The sequence below is a fragment of the Nocardiopsis salina YIM 90010 genome (genome assembly GCF_000341025.1).
In the GTDB taxonomy this organism is placed as follows: domain Bacteria; phylum Actinomycetota; class Actinomycetes; order Streptosporangiales; family Streptosporangiaceae; genus Nocardiopsis; species Nocardiopsis salina.
Map to the genome: position 1 here is coordinate 11,243 of NZ_ANBF01000082.1, position 21,321 is coordinate 32,563.

Genomic DNA, 21,321 nt, shown 5'->3' on the forward strand with positions numbered 1-21,321 from the left:
CATGGTCCTGGACTGGCGTGCGCCCATCAGCGTCGCCTACTACCGGGCCGCACCGAGCGACCGGATGCGGGTGCTGTCGCGGCGGCGGTACGGGTTCACCAACGTTGCGACCGGGCCCGACACGTCGGAGGCCGTTCTCACCGCGTACGAGGACGAACCGCTCACGGTCAGCGAGGAGGAGGCGGAGGAGCGCACCGGCGAACTCCTCGCAGCCGAGATCGAACGCCCCCGTTCCGGCCCGATGCGCGACATCGTGGCCACCATCCAGCCCGAGCAGGACGACCTCGTGCGCGCGCCGCTGTCCACGACCCTGTGCGTGCAAGGGGCGCCCGGAACCGGGAAGACCGCGGTCGGACTGCACCGCGTCGCATTCCTGCTGTACACCGAACGTGAGCGCCTGTCGCGCAGCGGTGTGTCGATCGTGGGCCCGAACCGGTCGTTCCTGTCCTACATCCGCAACGTGCTGCCCGCTCTCGGCGAGGTGGACGTCGGGCAGACCACGGTCGAGGAGATGGTGGAGGCCGGGCTGCCTGAGCGTTCCCGCCCGAGGGCCGGATGGGTGCGGCGCACGGAGAGCCCGGAGGCTGCCCTGATCAAGGGCGACGCCCGCATGGCCGAGGTTCTGCGCCGGGATCTGTGGTCGCACCTGAGCCCTCCGCAGGAGGCCCTCGTGGTGCAGGAGGGGTCCCGGCGTTGGCGCCTGTACCCGGAGGACATGCGGCCGCTGCTGGACGAGCTCGCCGGGCGCGGGGTCTCCTACGGGGCCGGGCGCGACCTGCTGGCGCACCGCATCGCACACGCGATCCTGTCTCTGATGGAGTCGGAGGGGCACGCCTGCGACGACCGCACGCACGAGCGGGTGCGGCGCGAGCCGGCCGTGCGCCGTGCCGTGACCGCTGTGTGGCCCAAGGTCGACCCGCTCAAGCTGGTCCTGGGACTGCTCACCGATCCCGAGCGGCTGGCGCGGGCTGCGGAGGGGATACTCGACCCGGAGGAACAGGCGCTGCTCCCGCTGCCCGGGAAGCCGCGCGGGCCCAAGTCCGCCCGGTGGTCGCGCGAGGACCTGGTGCTGGTCGACGAGGCGGCGGCGCTGGTGGAACGCACCGGTGGGATGGGACACATCGTCGTGGACGAGGCCCAGGACCTGAGCCCGATGCAGTGCCGTGCCGTCGGGCGCAGGGGAGCCGGCGGGTCGTTCACCGTGCTCGGCGACGTCGCGCAGGGGACCTCGCCGGGGGCGACGCGGAACTGGTCCACGCTCCTGGAACATCTGGACAGGCCGACCGGCCACCTGAGCGTGCTCGAACGGGGGTACCGCGTGCCGGCGCAGATCATCGACTTCGCGGCGCGCCTGCTGCCCACCATCGCGCCCGGGTTGGGCGCTCCCGTGGCGGTGCGCCGGGCGCCGGGTGCACTGCGGGTGACGCCGGTTCCCGAGGGCCCCGGTGGTCCCGCAGGCCATGACGCGCTCGCCGGGGCCGTCGCCGAGGCCTGCCGCGCCGCGTTGGAAGGGCAGGGTTCCGTGGGCCTGATCGCGGCCGACGCCGACCTTCCCGGGCTGTGCGCGGCTCTCGCCGACCGGGGGCTGGAGATCCCGGTGCTCGGCGAGGGGGACACGGGTCCGGACTCCGCGCGCCTGATCGCGGTGCCCGCGAACCTGGCCAAGGGCTTGGAGTTCGATGCGGTCGTGGTCGCCGAACCCGCCGCGATCGTCGACGCCGAGGCGCGCGGTCGCAACCGCCTGTACGTGGTGCTGACCCGCGCTGTGAGCACCCTGCACGTGGTGCACGCGCGCCCCCTGCCCGGCGAACTCACCTGACCCCACCGCCACGGGGGCGCTGCGTGGGCCGAGTGGAGGCGCAGGGAAGAGCCCTGCGGGGCGGCGGGGCTCGCCTGCAGATCCGGTCAGCGCGCGGCGGTGTGGGTGTGTCCCGCGGTGCGCTTCCACGGGCCGGGGAGCACACCGGCGGTGACCAGCCACAGGGCGACCGTCACCAGGTGGGCGCGCTCCAGCACCCCCAGGGCCACGCCGGGCGTGCCGTCGCCGGATGCTGTGAACACGACCGACGCCGCCACCAGGACGATCTTGGCAGCGGCGACCTGTAGGACCGCGACGGCCACCACGAAACCGCGCGCGTGGTCGCCGGAGATCCAGCGGTCCACAGCCAGAGCCACGACTGCGACCAGTGCCGCGAGCACGGCCACGACGGCCACCAGTGCCTGCGTCAGGCTCGCACCGGCCATACCCTCGGCCAGCGCCTCGCTCACACACGACACGTCCGTGGAGACCACACACGGGCCGGTGAACAGGGTCGTGGCCAGCGAGGCCAGCCCGAACACGGCCATCGCCACCCACGAGACGGTCAGCGCGCGCCCGTGTCCGTGTGCGCCCAGGGTCAGGCCCAGCACCGCCGCGACCAGCACGAGGATCGCCGCGGTCCGGTGCGCGCTCTCCAACACGGCCTCGAGGGTGGAACCGGGGGCGGCCAGTGCGCCCTGTGCGGCGGCCCCGCCCGGAAGGGCGATCTCCAGCACCCAGAAGCTGTAGGCGATGGCCGCGGCCAGGGCGGCGGCCCGCCCGTCTCGGTAGTCCCAGTGAAGCCGGCCGGTGTTCGGCATCCGCGCCCCCAGTGTCCACGGTTCCCTTGTGGGGATAGGACGGCGTCCCGGGCCGCCTGGTTCCCGTGCCGACGCCCTCAGCGCCCCCGGAGTCCCCCGGTCCGTCCTACACCAGTGCCGCCTGCGTCCCCCGGACGGACGCGGTCCCGGATCCGACCGGCCGGACGGGAACCCCTGTGCACCGACTCGCGTCACCACTGTTATCCACGGGTGTGTGTTCGCACGGCATGATCGTGTGGCGGCCCGCGGACGCCCGGGCACACGAGGAACCGACCAGAAAGGCACACGATGGACGGCGCAAGCCCGACGCGCTGGGTGATCGTGGGGGTGGACGGCAGCGATTCCAGCCGTCACGCCCTGGAGTGGTCGGCGCACCAGGCCTCGTTGCGCGGTCTGGGCATCCGCATCGTCGCTGCGTCCGGGCCCCTGGCGTCGGTCGGGGTCTTCGGACGCAACACCCGCGCCGAACCCTGGTCGGACGAGCAGGAGGAGGTCGGCGGCGCTGACCGCCTCCTCGACTACGCCGCCGACTGGGTCGGCCGCCTCTTCCCCGAACTCGAGGTCCGCACGACCCTGTCGCACGAGCGCCCTGTCGAGGCCCTGCTCGCCGAGACCGGTGTCGAGGGTGCGGCCGTGGTCGTCATCGGTTCCCGCGGTCTGAGCGCGGTCGTGGCGGCGTTCGTGGGATCGGTGGGTATCGAGCTCGCGGCGCGTTCGCCCATCCCGGTGGTGGTCCTGCCGCACCAGCACGCGGCCGCGCACGGGGTCCGCAGCCGTGTGATCGTCGGCGTGGACGGTTCGGAACCCAGCCGGCGTGCGCTCTCCTTCGCTTTCGACCAGGCCGAGTTCGCCGGAGCGGAGCTCGTCGCGGTGAGTGCCTGGCAGCCCCTGGTGGCGTTCGCGGCCGCCACCGGGCCGATCCCGCCGGAGCTCTTCGACGACGCCACCGCGGCCGAGGCGGCGCGCCAGGCCCTGGAGGAGGAGCTCCACGAACCCTCCCTGGCCCACCCCGGTGTGTCGGTGTCACGTCGTGTGGTGCGTTCACACCCGGTCGTCGCGCTGTTGGAGGAGGCCACCCCGGCGGACCTCGTGGTGGTCGGGTCCCGGGGCCGCGGGGGCTTCCGGGGCCTCTTGCTGGGCTCGGTGAGCCACTCCGTCCTGCACGGCGCCCGTGGCCCCGTGGCGATCCTGCGCTGACCGGAAGTCCTGCCACGCCGTCGTTCCAGGCCGTCGCCGGGGTCGGCGCGCAGAGGTCTAGTCCGTCCGCCACCCCGCCCGTGACTGTCGTGTGATCAACAGCACGGGACTCCGGTGCTGGTGAGGCGGTTGCCCGCAGTGCAGGGGAAACCGGTCCTCAGCAGTTCCGGAGCGACTCCTGTGAAAACGTGTTCCGGAGTCCCACTCGGCACCTGGATCCCCTTGCTGTGCAGGGGTTTCCGGCGCGTCGACTGGACTGTTTTAGACCACTGGCCTATACCAATTGGTCACTGTGCCCGATCGTCGTTCATGATGCGAGAGATCTCGTCATTCAAAGAGGAGCCGCTGTGACTGCTGACGTGGGGACCGACGTGGGCGCCGCCCCGACCGAACACGAAGAACTCGTTTCGTGGGTTCGTGAGATCACCGAACTCACCCAGCCCGACGAGGTCGTGTGGTGCGACGGCTCCGAGGAGGAGTGGACCCGGCTGACCGACCTCCTGGTCGAGCAGGGGACCTTCAAACGCCTGAACCCGGACAAGCGCCCCAACAGCTTCTACGCCATGTCGGACCCGACCGACGTCGCCCGGGTGGAGGACCGCACCTTCATCTGCTCCGAGCGGGAGCAGGACGCCGGCCCGACGAACAACTGGGTCGCCCCGGGCGAGATGCGCGACACCTTCGGCGAGGTCTTCAAGGGCGCCATGCGCGGCCGGACGATGTACGTCGTCCCCTTCTGCATGGGTCCCCTGGGCGGCGACATCTCGCAGCTCGGTGTCGAGATCACCGACTCGCCCTACGTCGTGGTCTCCATGCGCATCATGGCGCGCATGGGTTCGGAGGCGCTGCGCCTGATCGAGGAGCGCGGCGACTTCGTCAAGGCCGTGCACTCCGTCGGTGCCCCGCTCGAGCCCGGCCAGCAGGACGTGCCGTGGCCCTGCAACCCCACCAAGTACATCTCGCACTTCCCCGAGACCCGTGAGATCTGGTCCTACGGTTCCGGCTACGGCGGCAACGCCCTGCTCGGCAAGAAATGCTACGCGCTGCGCATCGCCTCGGTGATGGCCCGCGACGAGGGCTGGCTCGCCGAGCACATGCTGATCCTCAAGGTCACCTCGCCCGAGGGCAAGTCGCACTACATCGCCGCCGCGTTCCCGAGCGCCTGCGGCAAGACCAACCTCGCGATGCTCCAGCCCACCATCCCGGGTTGGAAGGTCGAGACCGTCGGTGACGACATCGCCTGGATGCGGTTCGACGACGAGGGCCAGCTGCGTGCGATCAACCCCGAGGCCGGATTCTTCGGTGTCGCGCCCGGCACCGGGGCGAAGACCAACGCCAACGCGGTGGAGACCCTCTGGGGCAACAGCATCTTCACCAACGTCGCCCTAACCGACGACGGCGACGTGTGGTGGGAGGGCCTCACCGAGGAGCCCCCGGCCGGTCTGACCGACTGGAAGGGCCGCCCCTGGACGCCGGAGTCCGGTGAGCCCGCCGCCCACCCGAACTCGCGCTTCACCACCCCGGCCGGGCAGGCACCGACCATCGCCCCCGAGTGGGAGGACCCCGCGGGCGTCCCGATCTCCGCGATCCTCTTCGGCGGACGCCGCGCCACAGCCGTGCCGCTGGTGACCGAGTCCTTCGACTGGCAGCAGGGCGTCTACCTGGGCGCCAACGTCTCCTCCGAGAAGACCGCCGCCCAGGAGGGTTCGGTCGGCGAACTGCGCCGCGACCCCTTCGCGATGCTGCCCTTCTGCGGCTACAACATGGGCGACTACTTCGCCCACTGGGTGAGCCTCGGGCGGAAGGCCGACGCCGCCAAGCTCCCGACGATCTACTACGTCAACTGGTTCAAGAAGGACGACGACGGCCGTATCGTCTGGCCCGGCTTCGGTGAGAACAGCCGCGTCATCAAGTGGATCGTCGAGCGCCTCGAGGGCCGGGCCGAAACCGTCGAGACCCCCATCGGCCGGGTCCCGACCGCCGACGGCATCGACACCGAGGGGCTGGACTTCTCCGCGGAGGAGATGGAGTTCGTCCTGGACGTGGACCGCGAGGTCTGGAAGCAGGAGGCCGCCCTGGTCCCCGAGTTCTTCAAGACCTTCGGCGACCACCTGCCCGACGAGCTCTGGGACGAGTACCACGCCCTGCTCGACCGGCTCGGCAAGTAGCGGTCAGTAGAGGTTTCCCGGGCCGGTCCACCTTCCGCGCAACGGACCGGCCCCGCGACAGGGGGCGCGGGCACCGCGGTGCCCGCGCCCCTTCGTCGTGTCCGGGAAGCCTGGTGTGCAACCCTCGGCGTTCGGTACCAGCTCTCGTGGGCGACGCCGGGATCGTCCGTGTGCTGCACGTGGGGCACCGCTCCCACACCGACCTGACCGGGGTCAGGGGGCGTGCAGGCGTAGGACAGCGTGTTCGGCCCACTCCGGTGGACTTGCCAGGCGCGAGACCGCGATCATCGTCGCGAACGCCAACGGGATCGTCCACGCTGCGGGCTGGGCCAGCAGCACGTCGAACCAACCGCCGGGGGTGGGCAGCAGCACCGACCACCCGACGGCACCGGTCGCGGTCACGGCCCCCACGATCAACCCGGTGGCCGCGCCGGGAAGAGTCAGACGCCGCCACCAGATGCCCAGCACCAGCAGCGGGCAGAACGTCGAGGCCGCCACCGTGAACGCCCACACCACGAGCACGTTGATGTCGGTCATCTGCGCGGGCAGTGCCAGCAGCACCGCCACACAGGCGCCCACGGCCACACCCAGGCGCAGGCGGGGCACACTGCTGCGGAACAGGTCGTGCGAAAGGCCCCCGGCCAGCGCCAGCAGCAGCCCCGACGACGTCGACAGGAACGCCCCGAACGCGCCGGCCGCCACCAGCGCCGTCAGGAAGGTCCCCAACGACCCCGACACCGTGTGGTCGGGCAGCACCACGGCGACGGTGTCGGTGCCCTGCAACAGCACGAGCTCCGGGGTCAGCACCCGCCCGAGCAGCCCGTACACCGTCGGGAACAGGTAGAACAGCCCCAGGAGCGCGATCACCCCGACCGCGACCCTGCGCGCCACCCGTGCGGTCGGGCTCGTGTGGAACCGCATGATGACGTGCGGCAGCCCCATGCACCCGAATGTGATGGCCAGCAGCGTCGACCACGTCTCGAACAGCGGGTACCCCCCCTGGCTGAGCAGGGGTGCGCTCCACCGTTCCCCGCCCAGCTCGGGCAGGCCCTCCGGCCGCGGCACCTGCGCACCCTCGGGGAAGACGTACTCGGTCCCCTCGGAAACGGTGTGCGATCCCTCGCCCAGGACGACCTCCTCCCCGGAGGTGTCGGTGACGGTGACCGGCTCGTCCAGGGTGAACCGGGTGTCGACGGCGAACTCCACCGGGATCGTGTCGGGGAAGTGGGTCCCCCACTCGGGGTGCAGCACCTCGGCGCGGGTGTCGGCGCCGGCGTGCGCGATCAGGTAGACCGCGGGCACAGCGATGAAGAGCAGCTTGACCACGTAGTGGAAGGCCTGCACGTAGGTGGCCGAGCGCATCCCCCCGGCGGCGATCGATCCGCTGACGACCAGCCCGGCGAGCACCACACCCACCCAGTACGGGGTTCCGCTGACCAGGCTCAGCACGACCCCGGCGCCCTTGAACTGCGGCACCAGGTACAACAGCATGATCACCAGCACCACGCACCCGCACAGTTTGCGCAGGCGGGGCGCGCCCAGCCGGTACTCGGCGAAATCGGGGACGGTGTAGGCGCCGGAACGCCGCATCGGGCCGGCCACGAGCGCCACCACCGCGACGTACCCGGCGGTGAACCCGACCGCGTACCAGATGGTCCCAAGGCCGTTCTTGAGCAGCAGCCCGGCCAGCCCCAGCACGGACGCGGCCGAGAGGTACTCGCCCGCAATGGCCAGCGCGTTCCAGTTGGGGGAGACCCGGCGAGAGGCGACCAGGAAGTCCGAGGCCGACCGTGCTGCGCGCACGCCGTAGATCCCGATGACGAGGCTGATGAGCAGCAGCAGCCCTATCGCCACCACCGAGGTCACGGTCCCTCGCCCCGGTCCGGCCCCGCGACGCCGACCCCGGTGCCCCGGTCGCGTTCGGCGCGTTCCTCCACGCGTTCCGCCGAACGCATGTGCCAGAGTGCGAGCCCGAACAGCGGCGGGTACAGCCCTGCCGTCAACAGCAGCCAGGACAGCGGCACCTGCGCCACCCGCACCTCACTGATCTGGGGGAAGGCCGCGAACGCCCCGCTCACCCCGAACAGCACCACCGACAGCAGTACGATCGTGCGCACCGCCCTGCGCCGCTGAGCCCGGAACAGGCGCCGCGCCGCCTCGGCGTCCACCGGCTCCGGGATCGGCAACAGGTGCTGGGCGGGCCGGTTCCCCCGCGCCAGCGCGACACGGGTCTGCGGGCTGGTGAGCTTCTCCCGGCGCGGGCTCATGAGGCCTGCCGCGGGTCGTGCTCACCGTCCCTGGGCCTGGCCGCGCGGCCCAGCTGGTCCTGTTTGGCCGCCTCCAGGAGCTGTTGGCGCAGGTGGCGGCCGTGGCGCCGGCTCACCGGGACGTCACCGGCCGGGGTTCCTGCGACCAGCCCGGAGGACGAGGTCACACGTAGGTCCCGCACCCAGGGGATGGCGACGAGAAACCCCCGGTGCACCCGTACGAACCCGGCCGAGGACCACACCTCCTCCAGGTACGACAGCGGGAGGCGGATCAGATGCCCGCCCTCGGCGGTGTGCAGCCGCACGTAGTCGCCCTGGGCCTCCACGAACTGCACCTCGTCGCGCTTGACGAAGACCGTGCGCCGCCCGGTTTCGATCTGCACCACGTGCAGGTCCTCGGCGGGGGAGCCGCCGTTCTCCGGACGCCGCAGCTGTGCGATGCGCCCCACCGACTCCGCCAGGCGCTCGGGGCGGATGGGTTTGAGCAGGTAGTCGACGGCGCCGATGCCGAAGGCCTCCACCGCGTGCGACTCGGAGGCGGTCACGAACACGATGGAGGGCGGTTCGGACAGCACGCTCAGCACCCGTGCCACGTCCATGCCGTCCAGGCCGGGCATGAGGATGTCGAGGAAGGCCGCGTCGATGGTGGTCGTGCCGAGAAGCCGCACCGCCTCGGCCCCGGTGCCGACCGAGTGCACCTCGGCCACCTCGGGCATGTCCGACAGCAGCGCGGCCATCTCCGCGCGGGTCGACGACTCGTCCTCCACGACCAGAACTCGGAGATCTCCACTCACTGGGCCACCACTCCCCGCATGAATCTGGGAATCCGCACGGTCACCTTGGTCCCTTCGCCGAGGCCCGTCTCGATCACCAGACCGTACTCCGGCCCGTACACGGCACGGAGACGCTGGTCCACGTTGGCCAGTCCCACGCCCTGCGCCTCGGGTCCGGTGCCGGCGAGCAGCGAACGCGCCAGGTCGGGGTGCATGCCGACACCGTCGTCCTCGATCTCGATGACACACAGCGGTCCCTCACCGAACCCGGAGACCCCGATGTGGCCTCGGCCCTCCTTGCGTTCCAGACCGTGCCGGACCGCGTTCTCCACGATGGGTTGGACGACCAGGAACGGGATCGCGACCGGCAGTACCTCCGGCGCCATGCGCACGGTGATGTCGAGACGGTCGTGGAACCGGGCGCGCTGCAGCTCCAGGTAGGTCTGCACGGCCTCGAGCTCGTCGGCGACCGTGGCGTAGTCGCCCTTCTCCGAGAACCCGTACCGCAGGTAATCGGCGAAGTCCGACAGCAGGTGGCGGGCGCGGTCCGGGTCGGTACGCACCAGGGCGGAGATGACCGCGAGCGCATTGTGCACGAAGTGGGGCGAGATCTGCGCGCGCAGGGTCCGCAGATTGGCAGAGGCGATGCGGGCGCGGGCCCGTCGCAGGGCAGCGTGGTCGAGGCAGTCCGAGACCAGCGACGCGGCGGCCTCCACGTCGGCCTCGGCGGGATCGCCGGTGGCCAGGAGCGCACCGGAGAGTTCGTCGGCCACGGTGAGGGGGCACGCGTAGAGCTCGGCGCCGTCGGAGAGCCGGGTCCGGGCGCAGCCGCCGTATTCGAAGACCTGCGAGAGCACCGCCTGCACCTCGTCGGCGGAGAGCTTGCGCCCGTGGGAGGAGACACTGCCGTCGAGGTCGGCGAGCACGATGCCGTCCACGCCGAGCATCCGGCGCAGGCGCTTGGCGGCGGTCCCCACGCCTCGGCCGTGCAGCCCGTCGCGGAGGTCGAGCCCGAGCGCGTGCACCTGGCGCATCAACTCGGCACTCGCCCGCAGGTCGGAAGAGGCCGGGCGCCGGGCGGGGAGGATCCGCGACAGCCACCGATTCGACACGAAACGACCCTATCCCAGCGGTGTGTGTCGCCGATCACGCGTGGATCACCTTTCGGTTCGGACCGTGGGCAGGGGCCTCCCGCGACCGGGAACGCGGCCGGGCCCGCGCGCCCCCAGCGGCAGGGACGGCGGGCCCGGCGGGAACGGGCACCGGCGGCGGCCGGACGGTGGCCCCCGGCCCCTCCTGGCCCTACTCGGGTTCTAGTGGTCGGGGGCCTTCTCCGCGCCCGCACCGGTGAGGGCGCGGACCTGGAGCATCGCGAACTTGTCGAAATCGCGCTCCTTGGACATGCAGGTGCCGACCACGGCGCACAGGAGGCTGATCGGCACCGACACCAGGGCCGGGTTCGGCAGCGGGAACCAGGCGAAGTCCGCTTCGGGGAACAGTGCCGTCTCGGAGCCGGAGACCACCGGTGAGAAGAACACCAGGCCGACCGCGCTGATGAGACCGCCGTAGATGCCCGCGAGAGCGCCGGCCGTGTTGAACCGATTCCAGAAGAGGCTCAGCAACAGGGTCGGCAGGTTGGCCGAGGCCGCCATGGCGAAGGCCAGGGAGACCAGGAACGCCACGTTGAGGTTCTGAGCGAAGACCGCGAGCACGATGGCGCTGATACCGACGCCGAACGCAGCGATCTTGGCGAACCGCACCTCCTCGGCGCCAGTGGCCTTCCCGCGGCGCAGTACTGAGTTGTAGAAGTCGTGCGCCAGAGAGGAGGACGAAGCGATGACCAGGCCTGCCACGGTGGACAGGATCGCTGCGAAGGCGGCGGAGGCGATGACTGCGAGGAGCACCGCCCCGACCATCTCGCCGCCGATGTTGGTCCCCACCGTCTGAGCGAGCTGGGGGGCGGCAGTGTTTCCGGCGGCGTCCTGATTGCTGATCGCCTCGTGTCCCACCAGAGCTGCCGCGCCGAAGCCCAGGACCAGGGTGAGCAGGTAGAAGACGCCGATGAGCCCGATTCCCCAGTTGACGGACTTCCGCGCGCTCTGGGAGTCGGGGACGGTGTAGAAGCGGATGAGGATGTGGGGCAGGCCCGCGGTGCCGAGCACGAGCGCCATCCCGAGGCTGATGAGGTCCAGCTTGTTCCACAGGGTCTGCAGCGGGTCCCCGGCGACCTCGACGCCGTACATGAGGCCGGGCTCGAGGAACGCCTTGCCTTCGCCGCTCGCTCGTGCCGCGTCCTCCATGAGCGCGCCGAAATTGAAGCCGTACAGCGCCAGGGTCAGCAGCGTGAGCAGCGCGGCCCCGCCCAGGAGGATCACGGCCTTGACGATCTGGACCCAGGTGGTGCCCTTCATGCCGCCGAAAGCGACGTAGACCGTCATGAGGAGACCGATGACGACGATGCCGACGATCTTGGCCGTGTCGGCGTCCATGCCCAGGAAGGTCTCTCCTGGTTGGATCCCCAGGAGCAGAGCGATCAGGGCGCCGGCGCCGACCATCTGTGCCAGCAGGTAGAAGATGGAGACCACCACGGTGGAGACCGCGGCGGCCGTCCGTACCGGACGCTGGTTCATCCGGTAGGAGAGGACGTCCCCCATGGTGTACCGGCCCGAGTTCCGCAGGAGCTCGGCGACCAGGAGCAGCGCGACCAGCCAGGCCACGAGGAATCCGATGGAGTAGAGGAACCCGTCGTAGCCGAACAGTGCGATGGTGCCGGCGATCCCCAGGAAGGACGCGGCGGACATGTAGTCACTGCCGATGGCCAACCCGTTCTGCATGGGGGAGAACGAGCGCCCGCCCGAATGGAAGTCCGTCGCCGACCGGGTGTTGCGGCTGGCCCACACGGTGATGCCCAGGGTCGCCGCGACCATGAGCACGAACAGCGCGATGGTGACGAATCGGCTGCTCTCGCTGACAGCCTCCTGTGCCAGGATCATCGGCCACCTCCGCCGTGTCCGTTCTGGAGCTCGTCACGCAGTTCGACCGCGTCCTTGTCGAGCGACTTACGGGCGTACCGCGTGTAGAGGATCGCGATGCCGAAGGTCGAGACGAACTGGAGCAGGCCGAACACCAGCGCGACGTTGACGTTGCCGAACAGCACCGTGCTCATGATGTCCCGGCCGAACCCGGACATGAACACGTACAGGACGTACCACGCCAGAAAGGCGACGCTCATGGGGAAGATGAACGTGTAGAGCCGTTTCTTGAGCGAGACGAACCGGGGGTCGCTGTGCATGGCGATGTAGGCCGAGTCCGCGATCGGTTCGTCGCCCTGGGGCTCGGGGGCCGGTGGAGACCCGGACCCGTTGGTGGGCCTGTTCTCCGACATGGTGATTCCTCCGGGGGACTGGGTGGGTGAGTCCGTTGCGACAGATATGTGATCTGAGTTACTCGGCACTGTAAGGAGCGACACCGGGTCGGAGCAGGGGTGGGGTGGGCGCACGCGCCGAACGCTGGTGGGAAGCGGCGAACGAACGCCGGGCGTGCGGTGAACGGTCGCCTCGTGCGACGAACGGGCGGCCGGTGGTCGAGGTCACCACCAGCCCCGGAAGTCCCGCGTTCCGGGGGCCGTTGTAGGTTGCGAACGGAGGCAACAGCCCCCGGACGAGGTGCGCCGTACCCGGTCACGACAAGACGGCGCGGACCGTGATCCGCACACCGTCTTGGAGGTCGTCATGGCCTGGGTCGTTCTTGTCGTCTCGGGACTGCTGGAGGTCGCGTGGGCCGCCGCGCTCAACGCCTCGCAGGGCTTCAGCCGTCTGTGGCCGTCCATCACCTTCGCCGTCACCCTGGCGCTGAGCATGGGCGGACTCGCCTATGCGCTGCGCAGCATCCCGCTCGGCACGGGGTACGCGATCTGGGTCTCGATCGGCGTCATCGGCACCGCGCTACTGGGCATGTTCGTTCTCGGTGAGGGCTTCAGCCTGCCCAAGATGCTGTGCGTGGTCCTGATCGTCTCGGGCGTGGCCGGGCTCAAGATCCTGAGCTGAGCCCCGCGTCGACCTGCACCCGGTGCGTGCCCGCGTACACGTTCATCGACGACCCGCGCAGGAAGCCCACCAGCGTGATGCCGGCCTCCCGCGCCAGTTCCACCGCGAGGGACGAGGGCGCCGAGACCGCGGTCACCACCGGGATCCCCGCCATCCACGCCTTCTGCACGAGCTCGAAGGAGGCCCGGCCCGACAGCGCCAGCACCGTTCCGCTCAACGGGAGTGCGCCCGTGCGCTGGGCCCAGCCGAGCACCTTGTCGACCGCGTTGTGCCGTCCGACGTCCTCGCGCACGACGAGGGCCCGGCCCTCGGAATCGAAGAGCCCGGCCGCGTGCAGCCCGCCTGTGCGGTCGAAGACCCGCTGGGACTCGCGCAGCCGGTCGGGCAGGGAGGACAGCAGGGACGGAGCCACTTCGACCGGGTCGCCGTCCACCGGCCACTGTGCGCGCGTGCGCACCGCATCCAGGCTGGCCTTGCCGCACAGCCCGCACGAGGACGTCGTGTAGAAGTTGCGCTCCAGCGAGGTGTCCGGCGCCGGCACGTGCGCGGCGAGGGTCACGTCGACGACGTTGAAGGTGTTGCGGCCGTCCTCGTCGGCCCCGGCGCAGTAACGCGTCGCCAGCACGTCCTCGGTCGCGGTGATCACGCCCTCGCTCACCAGGAACCCGGCGGCCATGTCGAAATCGTGACCCGGAGTGCGCATGGTGACCGTCAGGGGGGACCCGTCGAGCCGGATCTCCAGGGGCTCCTCGACCACCAGGGTGTCGGGCCGCTCGTCGACCGCGCCGTCCCTGATGCGCAGCACCTTCTGCCGCACCGTGACCCGTCCCACCGACACCACCGTCCCGTGCGCAGCGTGCTCCGTTCGTGGTGACCCACGTTATCCCGGAGCCGGGTCCCGTCGGACCGTCGTGGACGTGCGGGGATTCGGTCTTGGAAGGGTCGGAGGACCCTGAGGCAACACCACGACACCCCTGAACCAGGACAGCCGACCGGGTGTACGCCGACCCTGCCACCGTCACCGAACACCAGATCTGCCCGGTGCGGCCGGGATCAGGCACGGTCGAGGATCGCCTCTACCACCCGGCCCACACCGTCCTCGGCGTGCGACGGCGCCCGCAGGAGCCCGGCCGCCGGATCGGCCAGGGCGGGGTGGGCGTTGGCCATCGCGTAGCCAGAACCCGCCCAGGTCAGGGAGGACAGGTCGTTGGGCATGTCCCCGAAGGCGACGACGTCCTCGGCGTCCACGCCCCATTCCTTGCAGAGCAGCGCCAGCGTGCTGCCCTTGTTCACCCCGGTGGCGTTCAGGTGCAGCAGGGCGTCCTGACCGGCGAAGGTGATCTCGGCGAGGTCGCCGGCCGCCTCCACAGCGGTGCGGTACATGTCGTCCACGGTGACCTGTGTGGAGCGTGCGAAGAGTTTGGCCACGGGATCGGCGTGCGCGAGCAGCGCGTCGGGGTCGTCCAGGACACCGCGCACGAACGAGGGGTCCATCCACGGCTCCAGTTCGTAAGCGCGCTCGCGGAAGAAGTCGCTGCCGGTCTCGACGCCGAACCCCACCGAGGGCAGGGCCGTGCGCAGCCGTTCCACGATCTCTGACCCGGTGGAGCGGTCCAGCGCACGCACCAGCGGCTCGGGGCGGCCCTCGACCCGGGTGTAGGAACCGTTGCCGCACACCACGGCCGAGCAGGGGAATTCTCCCGCGTAGTCGATGGCGGTGCGCAGTGGGCGTGCGGTCACCACGACCACCCGCACGCCGGCGGCGGCTGCAGTGTGCAGGGCGTGGAGGTTGCGGGCGCTGATGCGCCCCTCGGTGTCGAGGAGGGTGCCGTCCAGGTCTGTGGCGATGACACGGGGAAGGGGCATGTGTCGGATTATGTCGCCTCCTCCGGTCACGGGGAAGGCCTGGGGGCGGGCGAAACACCGGCGGCAAAGCGCGGCGGCCGGGGGCGGCGGTGTGACAGTGGTCCCATGGCGACGCACAGTGAGAACAGGGACTTCTGGGAGCGTCGGCTCGAGGGTGACTGGACCGCGAGCGGGGTCGGTCACCGGGCGCTCGGACGGTCGTTCAACACATGGATGTACCGGGTGCGTCAGGAGGTCTTCCTGCGTGAGCTGTCCCAGGTGGCCACCCGGGGTTGCTCGGTCCTCGACGTGGGCTGCGGGACCGGGTTCTACGTGCGCCAGTGGGAACGCCTCGGTGCCTCCGCCGTCACCGGGTGCGACGTCACCGGCGCCGCCGTGCAGCGGCTGGCCGAGCGGTTCCCCGGGCACCGGTTCCTGCGCCGGGACGCCGCCGACCTGAACGGGATCGACGCCGGCGCCTTCGACGCCGTCTCGTGCATGGACATGCTGTTCCACATCACTGACGACGAGCGGTACGAGCAGGCCCTCGCCGAGTTCGCGCGCGTCCTGCGCCCGGGTGGTCTGCTCGTGGTCTCGGAGAACTGCCTCCAGCGCCCCGAGCGGCGCAGCGAGTACCAGGTCGACCGCACCCTGGAGTGGATCACCGCGGCCGTCGACAAGGCCGGGTTCGACGTGCTGCGCCGCGTGCCGATGCTCATGCTCATGAACGCCCAGGTGGACGCGCCGATGCCCTGGCGCAAGGTGTGGGGCGGTGCGCTGCGGGCCGCGACCGTCACCGAACAGACCGGGTGGCTGGCCGGCGCCTCCCTCTACCCTCTGGAACGCCGCCTGGTGAAGGGTCGGCGCGAGAGCCCCACGACGGAGCTGCTCCTGTGCCGACTGCGGGCCTGAAGGAGGCCCATCGCGAGGGAACTGCTCGACCAACACGAGGAAAAACACGAGGGGCGCCGACCGTCGTCACGGTACGGTTGTCGTCCGAGTTGCCCCGGAAGTCAGGGTTGTGGGGGCCTGTCCCTTCCGGGCGGCGGACGTCTGGGAGGGACCTTGCCACCACGCTCGAGGCCGCGACGCTCCACCGTCGCCAGGGTCGCCAAGTGGGGCCTGGCCGGTGTACTGGCCACGCAGGTGGCCGTGGCCGCCACGCTCATGGGCATCAACCGCTGGCGCAGGCGCGTGCGGCCGCAGCGGGGCGTCTTCCCGCGAACGCCCGCCGAAGGGCTGCCGGTCGGCGACAACGAGGCGATGGTCTACACCTACGGCGTCGACCTCTACGACGACATGCTCGCCGCGATCCGGGGCGCGCGCCACCGGGTGCTCTTCGAGTCCTACATCATCAAGGACGACCGGGTCGGCCACGAGTTCAAGCGCGCACTCATCGACGCAGCCGAACGCGGGGTCGAGGTCTACGTCATCTACGACGGTTTCGCCAACCTCGTCGTGCCGCGCTCCTTCTTCGACTTCCCCTCGAGCGTGCACGTGCTGCGTTACCCGGCCTTCCGGCCGGGGGTGCTGCTGTTCAACATCCGCAAGTCCGGGCGCGACCACCGCAAGATCCTCACCGTCGACGGCGAGGTCGGTTTCGTCGGCGGGTACAACGTCGGGCTCATGTACGCGACCGAGTGGCGCGACACCCACCTCAAGGTCTCCGGCCCGGCCGTGTGGGAGCTCGAGAACGCCTTCGTCGACTTCTGGAACATGAACCGCGCCGCCGAACGCCCCGAACTCGACAACCTCGGCGATGCGGAGTGGGACGCCCGGTTCCGTGTGCACCGCAACGTGCCCGAGCTGATCATCTACCCGATCAGGGCGATGTTCCTGGAGGCGATCGACCGCGCCAAGGAACGCATCCTCATCACGCAGGCCTACTTCATCCCCGACCGGGAGCTCGTCAACGCACTGGTCACCGCCGCCCAGCGAGGGGTGGACGTCAACGTGCTGGTGCCCGAGCGCTCCAACCACATCATCGCGGATTGGCTGGCCCGCGGGCAGTACACGCACCTGCTTCACGGGGGCGTGCGCCTGTGGCTGTACCAGGACGCCATGGTGCACGCCAAGACCGCGACCGTCGACGGGCGCTGGAGCACCATCGGCACGGCGAACATGGACCGTCTCAGCCTCACCGGCAACTACGAGATCAACGCGGAGATCTTCGACGAGGGTGTGGCCAAGCACCTCGAGGCCGTCTTCGACAACGACCTGACGAACGCGCGCGAGCTCACCGGGGCCGAGTGGGCGGGTCGTCCGTTCGCGGCGAAGTTCAGCGAGATCGTGCTCGCTCCCTGGCGGGGGATCCTCTGAGGGAGGCCGCTCGCTCCGTGCGGGGCCTCTGGATCGAGGAACCCGTGCGGGCCTCAGCGCCCCGGGTCGAGGCGGGGCCGGCGGGCGCCCGGTGGCGGGGTCAGTTTGCCGGAGAACAGCTGTTCACGCGGGGCCTTGCGCGGACGGGGCCCGCCCCAGTGCTGCGGTCCGGGATGCGGGGTTCGGCTCAGCGCGCCGGCGATCGCGGACGGCGACGCCCCGCCCTTGGGCCGCGCACGGTTGTTGTCGCCGGTCCCACCTTCCTGCCAGCTTTCGTCCGCCATGGTCTCCCCCTCCTGCTTGACCTGCGCTTTCCCATGATCCTGCGCAGGCGGGGGAGTTGTCACCGCGACACGGCGCCGAGCGGGGTGTGACACCGCACGCCGTGGGGTCGGGGCTCAGGCCTGCGGGCTCTCGCGGCTCAGCGGGCCGAAGCGGGCCGAGACCGCACCGAGGACGAAGTGCGCGGCCTGGTGCTCGTCGAGGGGGACCACGCCTGCCGGCAGGGTCACCCGGTAGGGGTGTTCGTCCTCGTGGCGGATCTCGAAGTCGTCGATGACCCCCTGGCTCAACAGCAGTGTGAGGCCCTCGCGTACCCGCGCGCCCCTGGTGTCCGATGCCCACATGACCATGGCTGCACAGTAGCCCGCCCGTGCGAGGCGGGGCAGCCGAACCCTCGGAACCGAGGCGCAGCAGGGCTCCCGCTGCCCGGAACGGCGTTCGGGTTGCAGGCCGGACATCTCGGGGCTTCCGGTATGTCCGTAAGAGCGGGATCGAGTTCCGGGAGAAACCGGAGCGAGACTTCTCGAATGCGACATTTCTGTCCAATGCGTCTGCCATTCGAATGAGTGTTCCGGCGGCTCGTCATGCTCTGTCGTGGTTCGGGTGACTCGCGTGCTCTGCCTTGCGTGTCCGGGTCGGCGATCCGGCTCGTGTGGCTGCGTGAGGCGCGGGTACGCCTGCACGAATATCCAGAACCGCGCCGCTTTCGGAGAAAATCCATTTTCGTTGCGGGCTCCCGATGGCTGTGGTCGCTTTGGTGAGGGCCGAAGGCCGGGGGAGTTATGTGACCTTCGTCCTTTTCGGTGTCGTTGTACCCATGCACGAATCGCATTCGAAAATGGTGGTGTTCTCGGTGACGGAGACGGTCGAGTCCAACCCTGCGCAGCAGGAAGCCCAGCAGCAGATGAGCCTGGACACGTCGGCGGCGCGCAACCTCGCGACCACGACGAAGTCCTCTCCCCAGATGCAGGGGATCACGTCGCGCTGGCTGCTGCGGATGGTGCCGTGGGTCCAGGCGCGCGGCGGTACCTACCGGGTGAACCGGCGCCTGGTCTACACGGTGGGCGACGGCCGGGTGACCTGTGTGAACACCGGCGCGGACGTGAGCGTGGTCCCGGGCGAACTGCGCGAGCTGCCCACCCTGCGGGACTTCGCGGACGACTCCGTGCTGGAGGCGCTGGCGTCCCGGTTCGAGCAGCGCGAGTTCGAACCCGGCGAGATCATCGTCGAGTCCGGACGCCCCCGCGACGGTGTCCACATCCTCGCGCACGGCAAGGTGAACCGGATCGGGCGCGGCAAGTACGGCGATCCGGTGGTCCTCGACGTGCTCGCCGGCGGCGCCCACTTCGGCGACGAGGTCCTTTCCGGGTCCGACGAACCCTGGGACTTCACCGCCAAGGCCGTCACCCGCTGCACCGTGCTCACCCTCCCGTACCGGGCGCTGGGCGAGCTCAACGGACAGGGGGATGCCCTCCGCGAGCACGCCCGTAACGTCCGGGCCCGCCTGCACGACCCCGAGGCCGGAACTGGCGAGTCCGCCATCGACCTGTCCTCCGGGCACTCGGGCGAGCCCACCCTCCCGGGCACCTTCGTCGACTACGAGCGCGCACCCCGCGAGTACGAGCTCAGCGTGGCCCAGACGGTCCTGCGGGTGCACAGCCGCGTGGCCGACCTCTACAACGAGCCGATGAACCAGGTCGAGCAGCAGCTCAAGCTCACCATCGAGGCCCTGCGCGAGCGCCAGGAGCACGAGATGGTCAACAACCGCGACTTCGGGCTGCTCCACAACGCCTCTCTCGACCAGCGCATCCAGCCCCGCAGCGGTCCCCCCACCCCCGACGACCTCGACCAGCTCCTGTCCACGGTGTGGAAGGACCCCGGGTTCCTGCTGGCCCACCCGCGCACCATCGCCGCGTTCGGACGCGAGTGCAGCCGCCGCGGCATCTACCCTCAGAGCGTCGACGTCTCCGGGCACCAGGTCCCCTCCTGGCGGGGTGTGCCGATGCTGCCCTGCAACAAGATCCCTGTCACCAAGGCGCGCACGAGCTCGATCCTGCTCATGCGTACCGGCGAGGAGAACCGGGGTGTCATCGGCCTGCACCAGACCGGGCTGCCCGACGAGTACCAGCCGGGCCTCTCTGTGCGGTTCATGGGCATCAACGAGCAGGCGATCATCTCCTACCTGGTCAGCACCTACTACTCGGCGGCCGTCCTCGTCCCCGACGCACTCGGGGTGCTCGAGGACGTCGAACTCGGCCGAGAGGACTGAGTAGGACCGTCGGACGAACGGCGGGGCCGGGAACGCAGCGGCGGCCCGGCCCCGCGACCCCGGGCCGAGACCCGGAACCGCCCCTCGGCCCGCACACACAGCACGATTGGTGGCTCCTGCCATGACAGTGACCGACACCGGGACCCCGTCGACCGGCACGCAGAACCCGCCCGCCCCGCTCGCCCTGGGGACCGAGGCCGCCCGGAACCTGGCCACGACGACCAAGTCCGCCCCGCAGATGCAGGCGATCAGTCCGCGCTGGCTGCTGCGGATGCTGCCGTGGATCGAGGCGCGCGGCAGTACCTACCGGGTGAACCGCCGCCTGGTCTGCACCATCGGCGACGGCCGGGTGACCTGTGTGAACACCGGCGCGGACGTGAGCGTGGTGTCTGCGGAACTGCAGGAACTCCCGGCTCTGCGGGGTTTCGGCGACGACAGCGTGCTGGAGGCGCTGGCATCGCGGTTCGAGCAGCGCGAGTTCCGACCCGGTGACGCCATCGTCGAGGCCGGCCGCGAGATCGACGGCGTGCACGTCCTCGCACACGGCAAGGCCGACCGGGTCGGGCGCGGAAAGTACGGCGACCCCGTGGTCCTCGACGTCCTGGCCGACGGGGAGTACGTCGGATCCGGCGTCTTCGGTGAGGCCCCCGGGACCTGGGACTCCACACTCAGGGCCCGCACACCCTGCATCGTCATGACCTTGCCGCGCGAGGCCGCCGAACGCGCGGTCCGCGACTCCCCGGCTCTCGGAGCCCACGTGCGGAGCCGACTCGCCGAACCGGCCCCGCACAACAAACACGGTGAGGCCGACATCGGGCTGGCCTCCGGACACACCGGCGAACCCGCGCTCGGCGGCACGTTCGTCGACTACGAACGCGAGCCCCGCCAGTACGAACTGAGCGTCGCCCAGACCGTGCTGCGCATCCACACCCGGGTCGCCGACCTCTACAACGAGCCGATGGACCAGGTCGAGCAGCAGCTGAAGTTGACCGTGGAGGCCTTGCGCGAGCGCCAGGAGCACGAGATGGTCAACAACCGCGACTTCGGGCTGCTCCACAACGCCGACCTTAGCCAGCGCCTCCACAGCCGTACCGGAGCACCCGGCCCCGACGAGCTCGACGAACTCCTGTCCCGGAGGCGCAAGACCCAGCTCCTGCTGGCCCACCCGCGAGCCATCGCCGCGTTCGGACGCGAGTGCAACCGGCGAGGCCTCTACCCCGACCCCGTCGAGGTGGAGGGGCGGCCGACCACCGCGTGGCGGGGCGTGCCGCTGCTGCCCTGCGACAAGATCCCCGTCACCCCGCAGCGCACCACGTCCGTCATCGCCATGCGCACCGGCGAGGAGGCCCACGGTGTGGTCGGCCTGCACCAGACCGGTATCCCCGACGAGTACGAGCCCGGCCTCAACGTCCGCTTCATGGGCACCAGCGCCCGGGCCGCCGCCTCCTACCTGGTCAGTACCTATTTCTCCGCCGCCGTCCTCGTGCCCGACGCGCTGGGGGTCCTCGAGAACGTCGACATCACGCGCTGAGGAGG

At 70.5% G+C, this 21,321-nt stretch carries 18 protein-coding genes, 1 pseudogene and 1 riboswitch (1 of these 20 running past the window's edge); of the genes and pseudogenes, 8 read left to right on the top strand and 11 right to left on the bottom strand.

What is annotated here, in order from left to right; translation table 11 throughout:
- Positions 1-1,819 (top strand): annotated as a pseudogene (locus D474_RS28080) (HelD family protein); it begins 415 nt to the left of the window's first position.
- An 86-nt stretch (positions 1,820-1,905) separates the two neighbouring features.
- On the opposite strand, the gene D474_RS0108855 reads toward D474_RS28080, so the two are convergent.
- Positions 1,906-2,619, bottom strand: coding sequence for a hypothetical protein (locus tag D474_RS0108855; protein ID WP_017613228.1), 714 nt, complete (start codon positions 2,617-2,619; stop codon positions 1,906-1,908).
- 288 nt (positions 2,620-2,907) lie between these two features.
- Between D474_RS0108855 and D474_RS0108860 the strand changes: the two genes are divergently transcribed.
- The gene (locus tag D474_RS0108860; protein ID WP_017613229.1) at positions 2,908-3,816 is read left to right on the top strand and encodes a universal stress protein; all 909 of its coding nucleotides are present in this window, start codon (positions 2,908-2,910) and stop codon (positions 3,814-3,816) included.
- Positions 3,817-4,175: 359 nt separating this feature from the next.
- A complete protein-coding gene (locus tag D474_RS0108865; protein ID WP_017613230.1) occupies positions 4,176-5,984 on the top strand; it encodes a phosphoenolpyruvate carboxykinase (GTP) in 1,809 nt (602 codons plus the stop codon).
- 213 nt (positions 5,985-6,197) lie between these two features.
- On the opposite strand, the gene D474_RS0108870 is transcribed toward D474_RS0108865, so the two are convergent.
- The 6 genes from D474_RS0108870 to D474_RS0108895 form a co-directional block, all read right to left on the bottom strand.
- On the bottom strand, positions 6,198-7,850 hold the full coding sequence (locus D474_RS0108870) for a sodium/solute symporter (protein WP_017613231.1): 1,653 nt from the start codon (positions 7,848-7,850) through the stop codon (positions 6,198-6,200).
- Complete coding sequence (locus D474_RS0108875) at positions 7,847-8,251, bottom strand: hypothetical protein (protein ID WP_017613232.1); 405 nt, start codon at positions 8,249-8,251, stop codon at positions 7,847-7,849. Before D474_RS0108875 ends, D474_RS0108870 begins: the two co-directional genes overlap by 4 nt.
- Complete coding sequence (locus D474_RS0108880) at positions 8,248-9,045, bottom strand: LytR/AlgR family response regulator transcription factor (protein ID WP_026118305.1); 798 nt, start codon at positions 9,043-9,045, stop codon at positions 8,248-8,250. The genes D474_RS0108875 and D474_RS0108880 overlap by 4 nt, the downstream gene beginning before the upstream one ends.
- A complete protein-coding gene (locus D474_RS0108885) occupies positions 9,042-10,058 on the bottom strand; it encodes a sensor histidine kinase (RefSeq protein WP_017613234.1) in 1,017 nt (338 codons plus the stop codon). Before D474_RS0108885 ends, D474_RS0108880 begins: the two co-directional genes overlap by 4 nt.
- Positions 10,059-10,337: 279 nt before the next feature.
- Positions 10,338-12,017, bottom strand: coding sequence for a solute symporter family protein (locus tag D474_RS0108890; RefSeq protein WP_017613235.1), 1,680 nt, complete (start codon positions 12,015-12,017; stop codon positions 10,338-10,340).
- Positions 12,014-12,409 (bottom strand): DUF485 domain-containing protein, encoded by a 396-nt coding sequence (locus D474_RS0108895; RefSeq protein WP_017613236.1) that lies wholly within the window; start codon positions 12,407-12,409, stop codon positions 12,014-12,016. Before D474_RS0108895 ends, D474_RS0108890 begins: the two co-directional genes overlap by 4 nt.
- A gap of 243 nt (positions 12,410-12,652) precedes the next feature.
- A riboswitch (guanidine-III (ykkC-III) riboswitch) is annotated at positions 12,653-12,724 on the top strand.
- 31 nt (positions 12,725-12,755) lie between these two features.
- Here D474_RS0108895 and D474_RS0108900 point away from each other — a divergent pair.
- The gene (locus tag D474_RS0108900) at positions 12,756-13,070 is read left to right on the top strand and encodes a DMT family transporter (RefSeq protein ID WP_026118306.1); all 315 of its coding nucleotides are present in this window, start codon (positions 12,756-12,758) and stop codon (positions 13,068-13,070) included.
- Here the strand turns inward: D474_RS0108900 and fdhD are convergent.
- Entirely contained in the window at positions 13,054-13,902 is an 849-nt protein-coding gene (gene fdhD, locus D474_RS0108905) for a formate dehydrogenase accessory sulfurtransferase FdhD (RefSeq protein ID WP_026118307.1), read from the bottom strand. The genes D474_RS0108900 and fdhD overlap by 17 nt on opposite strands.
- Before the next feature lie 221 nt (positions 13,903-14,123).
- Positions 14,124-14,936: an HAD family hydrolase gene (locus D474_RS0108910; RefSeq protein ID WP_017613239.1), complete on the bottom strand. Its 813-nt coding sequence runs from the start codon at positions 14,934-14,936 to the stop codon at positions 14,124-14,126.
- A 105-nt stretch (positions 14,937-15,041) separates the two neighbouring features.
- Here D474_RS0108910 and D474_RS0108915 point away from each other — a divergent pair, with 105 nt between their 5' ends.
- Complete coding sequence (locus D474_RS0108915) at positions 15,042-15,827, top strand: class I SAM-dependent methyltransferase (RefSeq protein ID WP_017613240.1); 786 nt, start codon at positions 15,042-15,044, stop codon at positions 15,825-15,827.
- A 240-nt stretch (positions 15,828-16,067) separates the two neighbouring features.
- Positions 16,068-17,234, top strand: coding sequence for a phospholipase D-like domain-containing protein (locus tag D474_RS0108920; protein ID WP_017613241.1), 1,167 nt, complete (start codon positions 16,068-16,070; stop codon positions 17,232-17,234).
- Between the two features lie 53 nt (positions 17,235-17,287).
- Here the strand turns inward: D474_RS0108920 and D474_RS0108925 are convergent, their stop codons facing one another.
- Positions 17,288-17,518 (bottom strand): hypothetical protein, encoded by a 231-nt coding sequence (locus D474_RS0108925; protein WP_017613242.1) that lies wholly within the window; start codon positions 17,516-17,518, stop codon positions 17,288-17,290.
- A gap of 114 nt (positions 17,519-17,632) precedes the next feature.
- Positions 17,633-17,866 (bottom strand): hypothetical protein, encoded by a 234-nt coding sequence (locus D474_RS0108930; RefSeq protein WP_026118309.1) that lies wholly within the window; start codon positions 17,864-17,866, stop codon positions 17,633-17,635.
- A gap of 503 nt (positions 17,867-18,369) precedes the next feature.
- Here D474_RS0108930 and D474_RS0108935 point away from each other — a divergent pair.
- Entirely contained in the window at positions 18,370-19,785 is a 1,416-nt protein-coding gene (locus D474_RS0108935; RefSeq protein WP_026118310.1) for a family 2B encapsulin nanocompartment shell protein, read from the top strand.
- Positions 19,786-19,906: 121 nt separating this feature from the next.
- Positions 19,907-21,316, top strand: a complete 1,410-nt coding sequence (locus D474_RS0108940) for a family 2B encapsulin nanocompartment shell protein (RefSeq protein WP_017613245.1) — start codon at positions 19,907-19,909, stop codon at positions 21,314-21,316.
- The last annotated feature ends 5 nt before the right edge of the window (positions 21,317-21,321 follow it).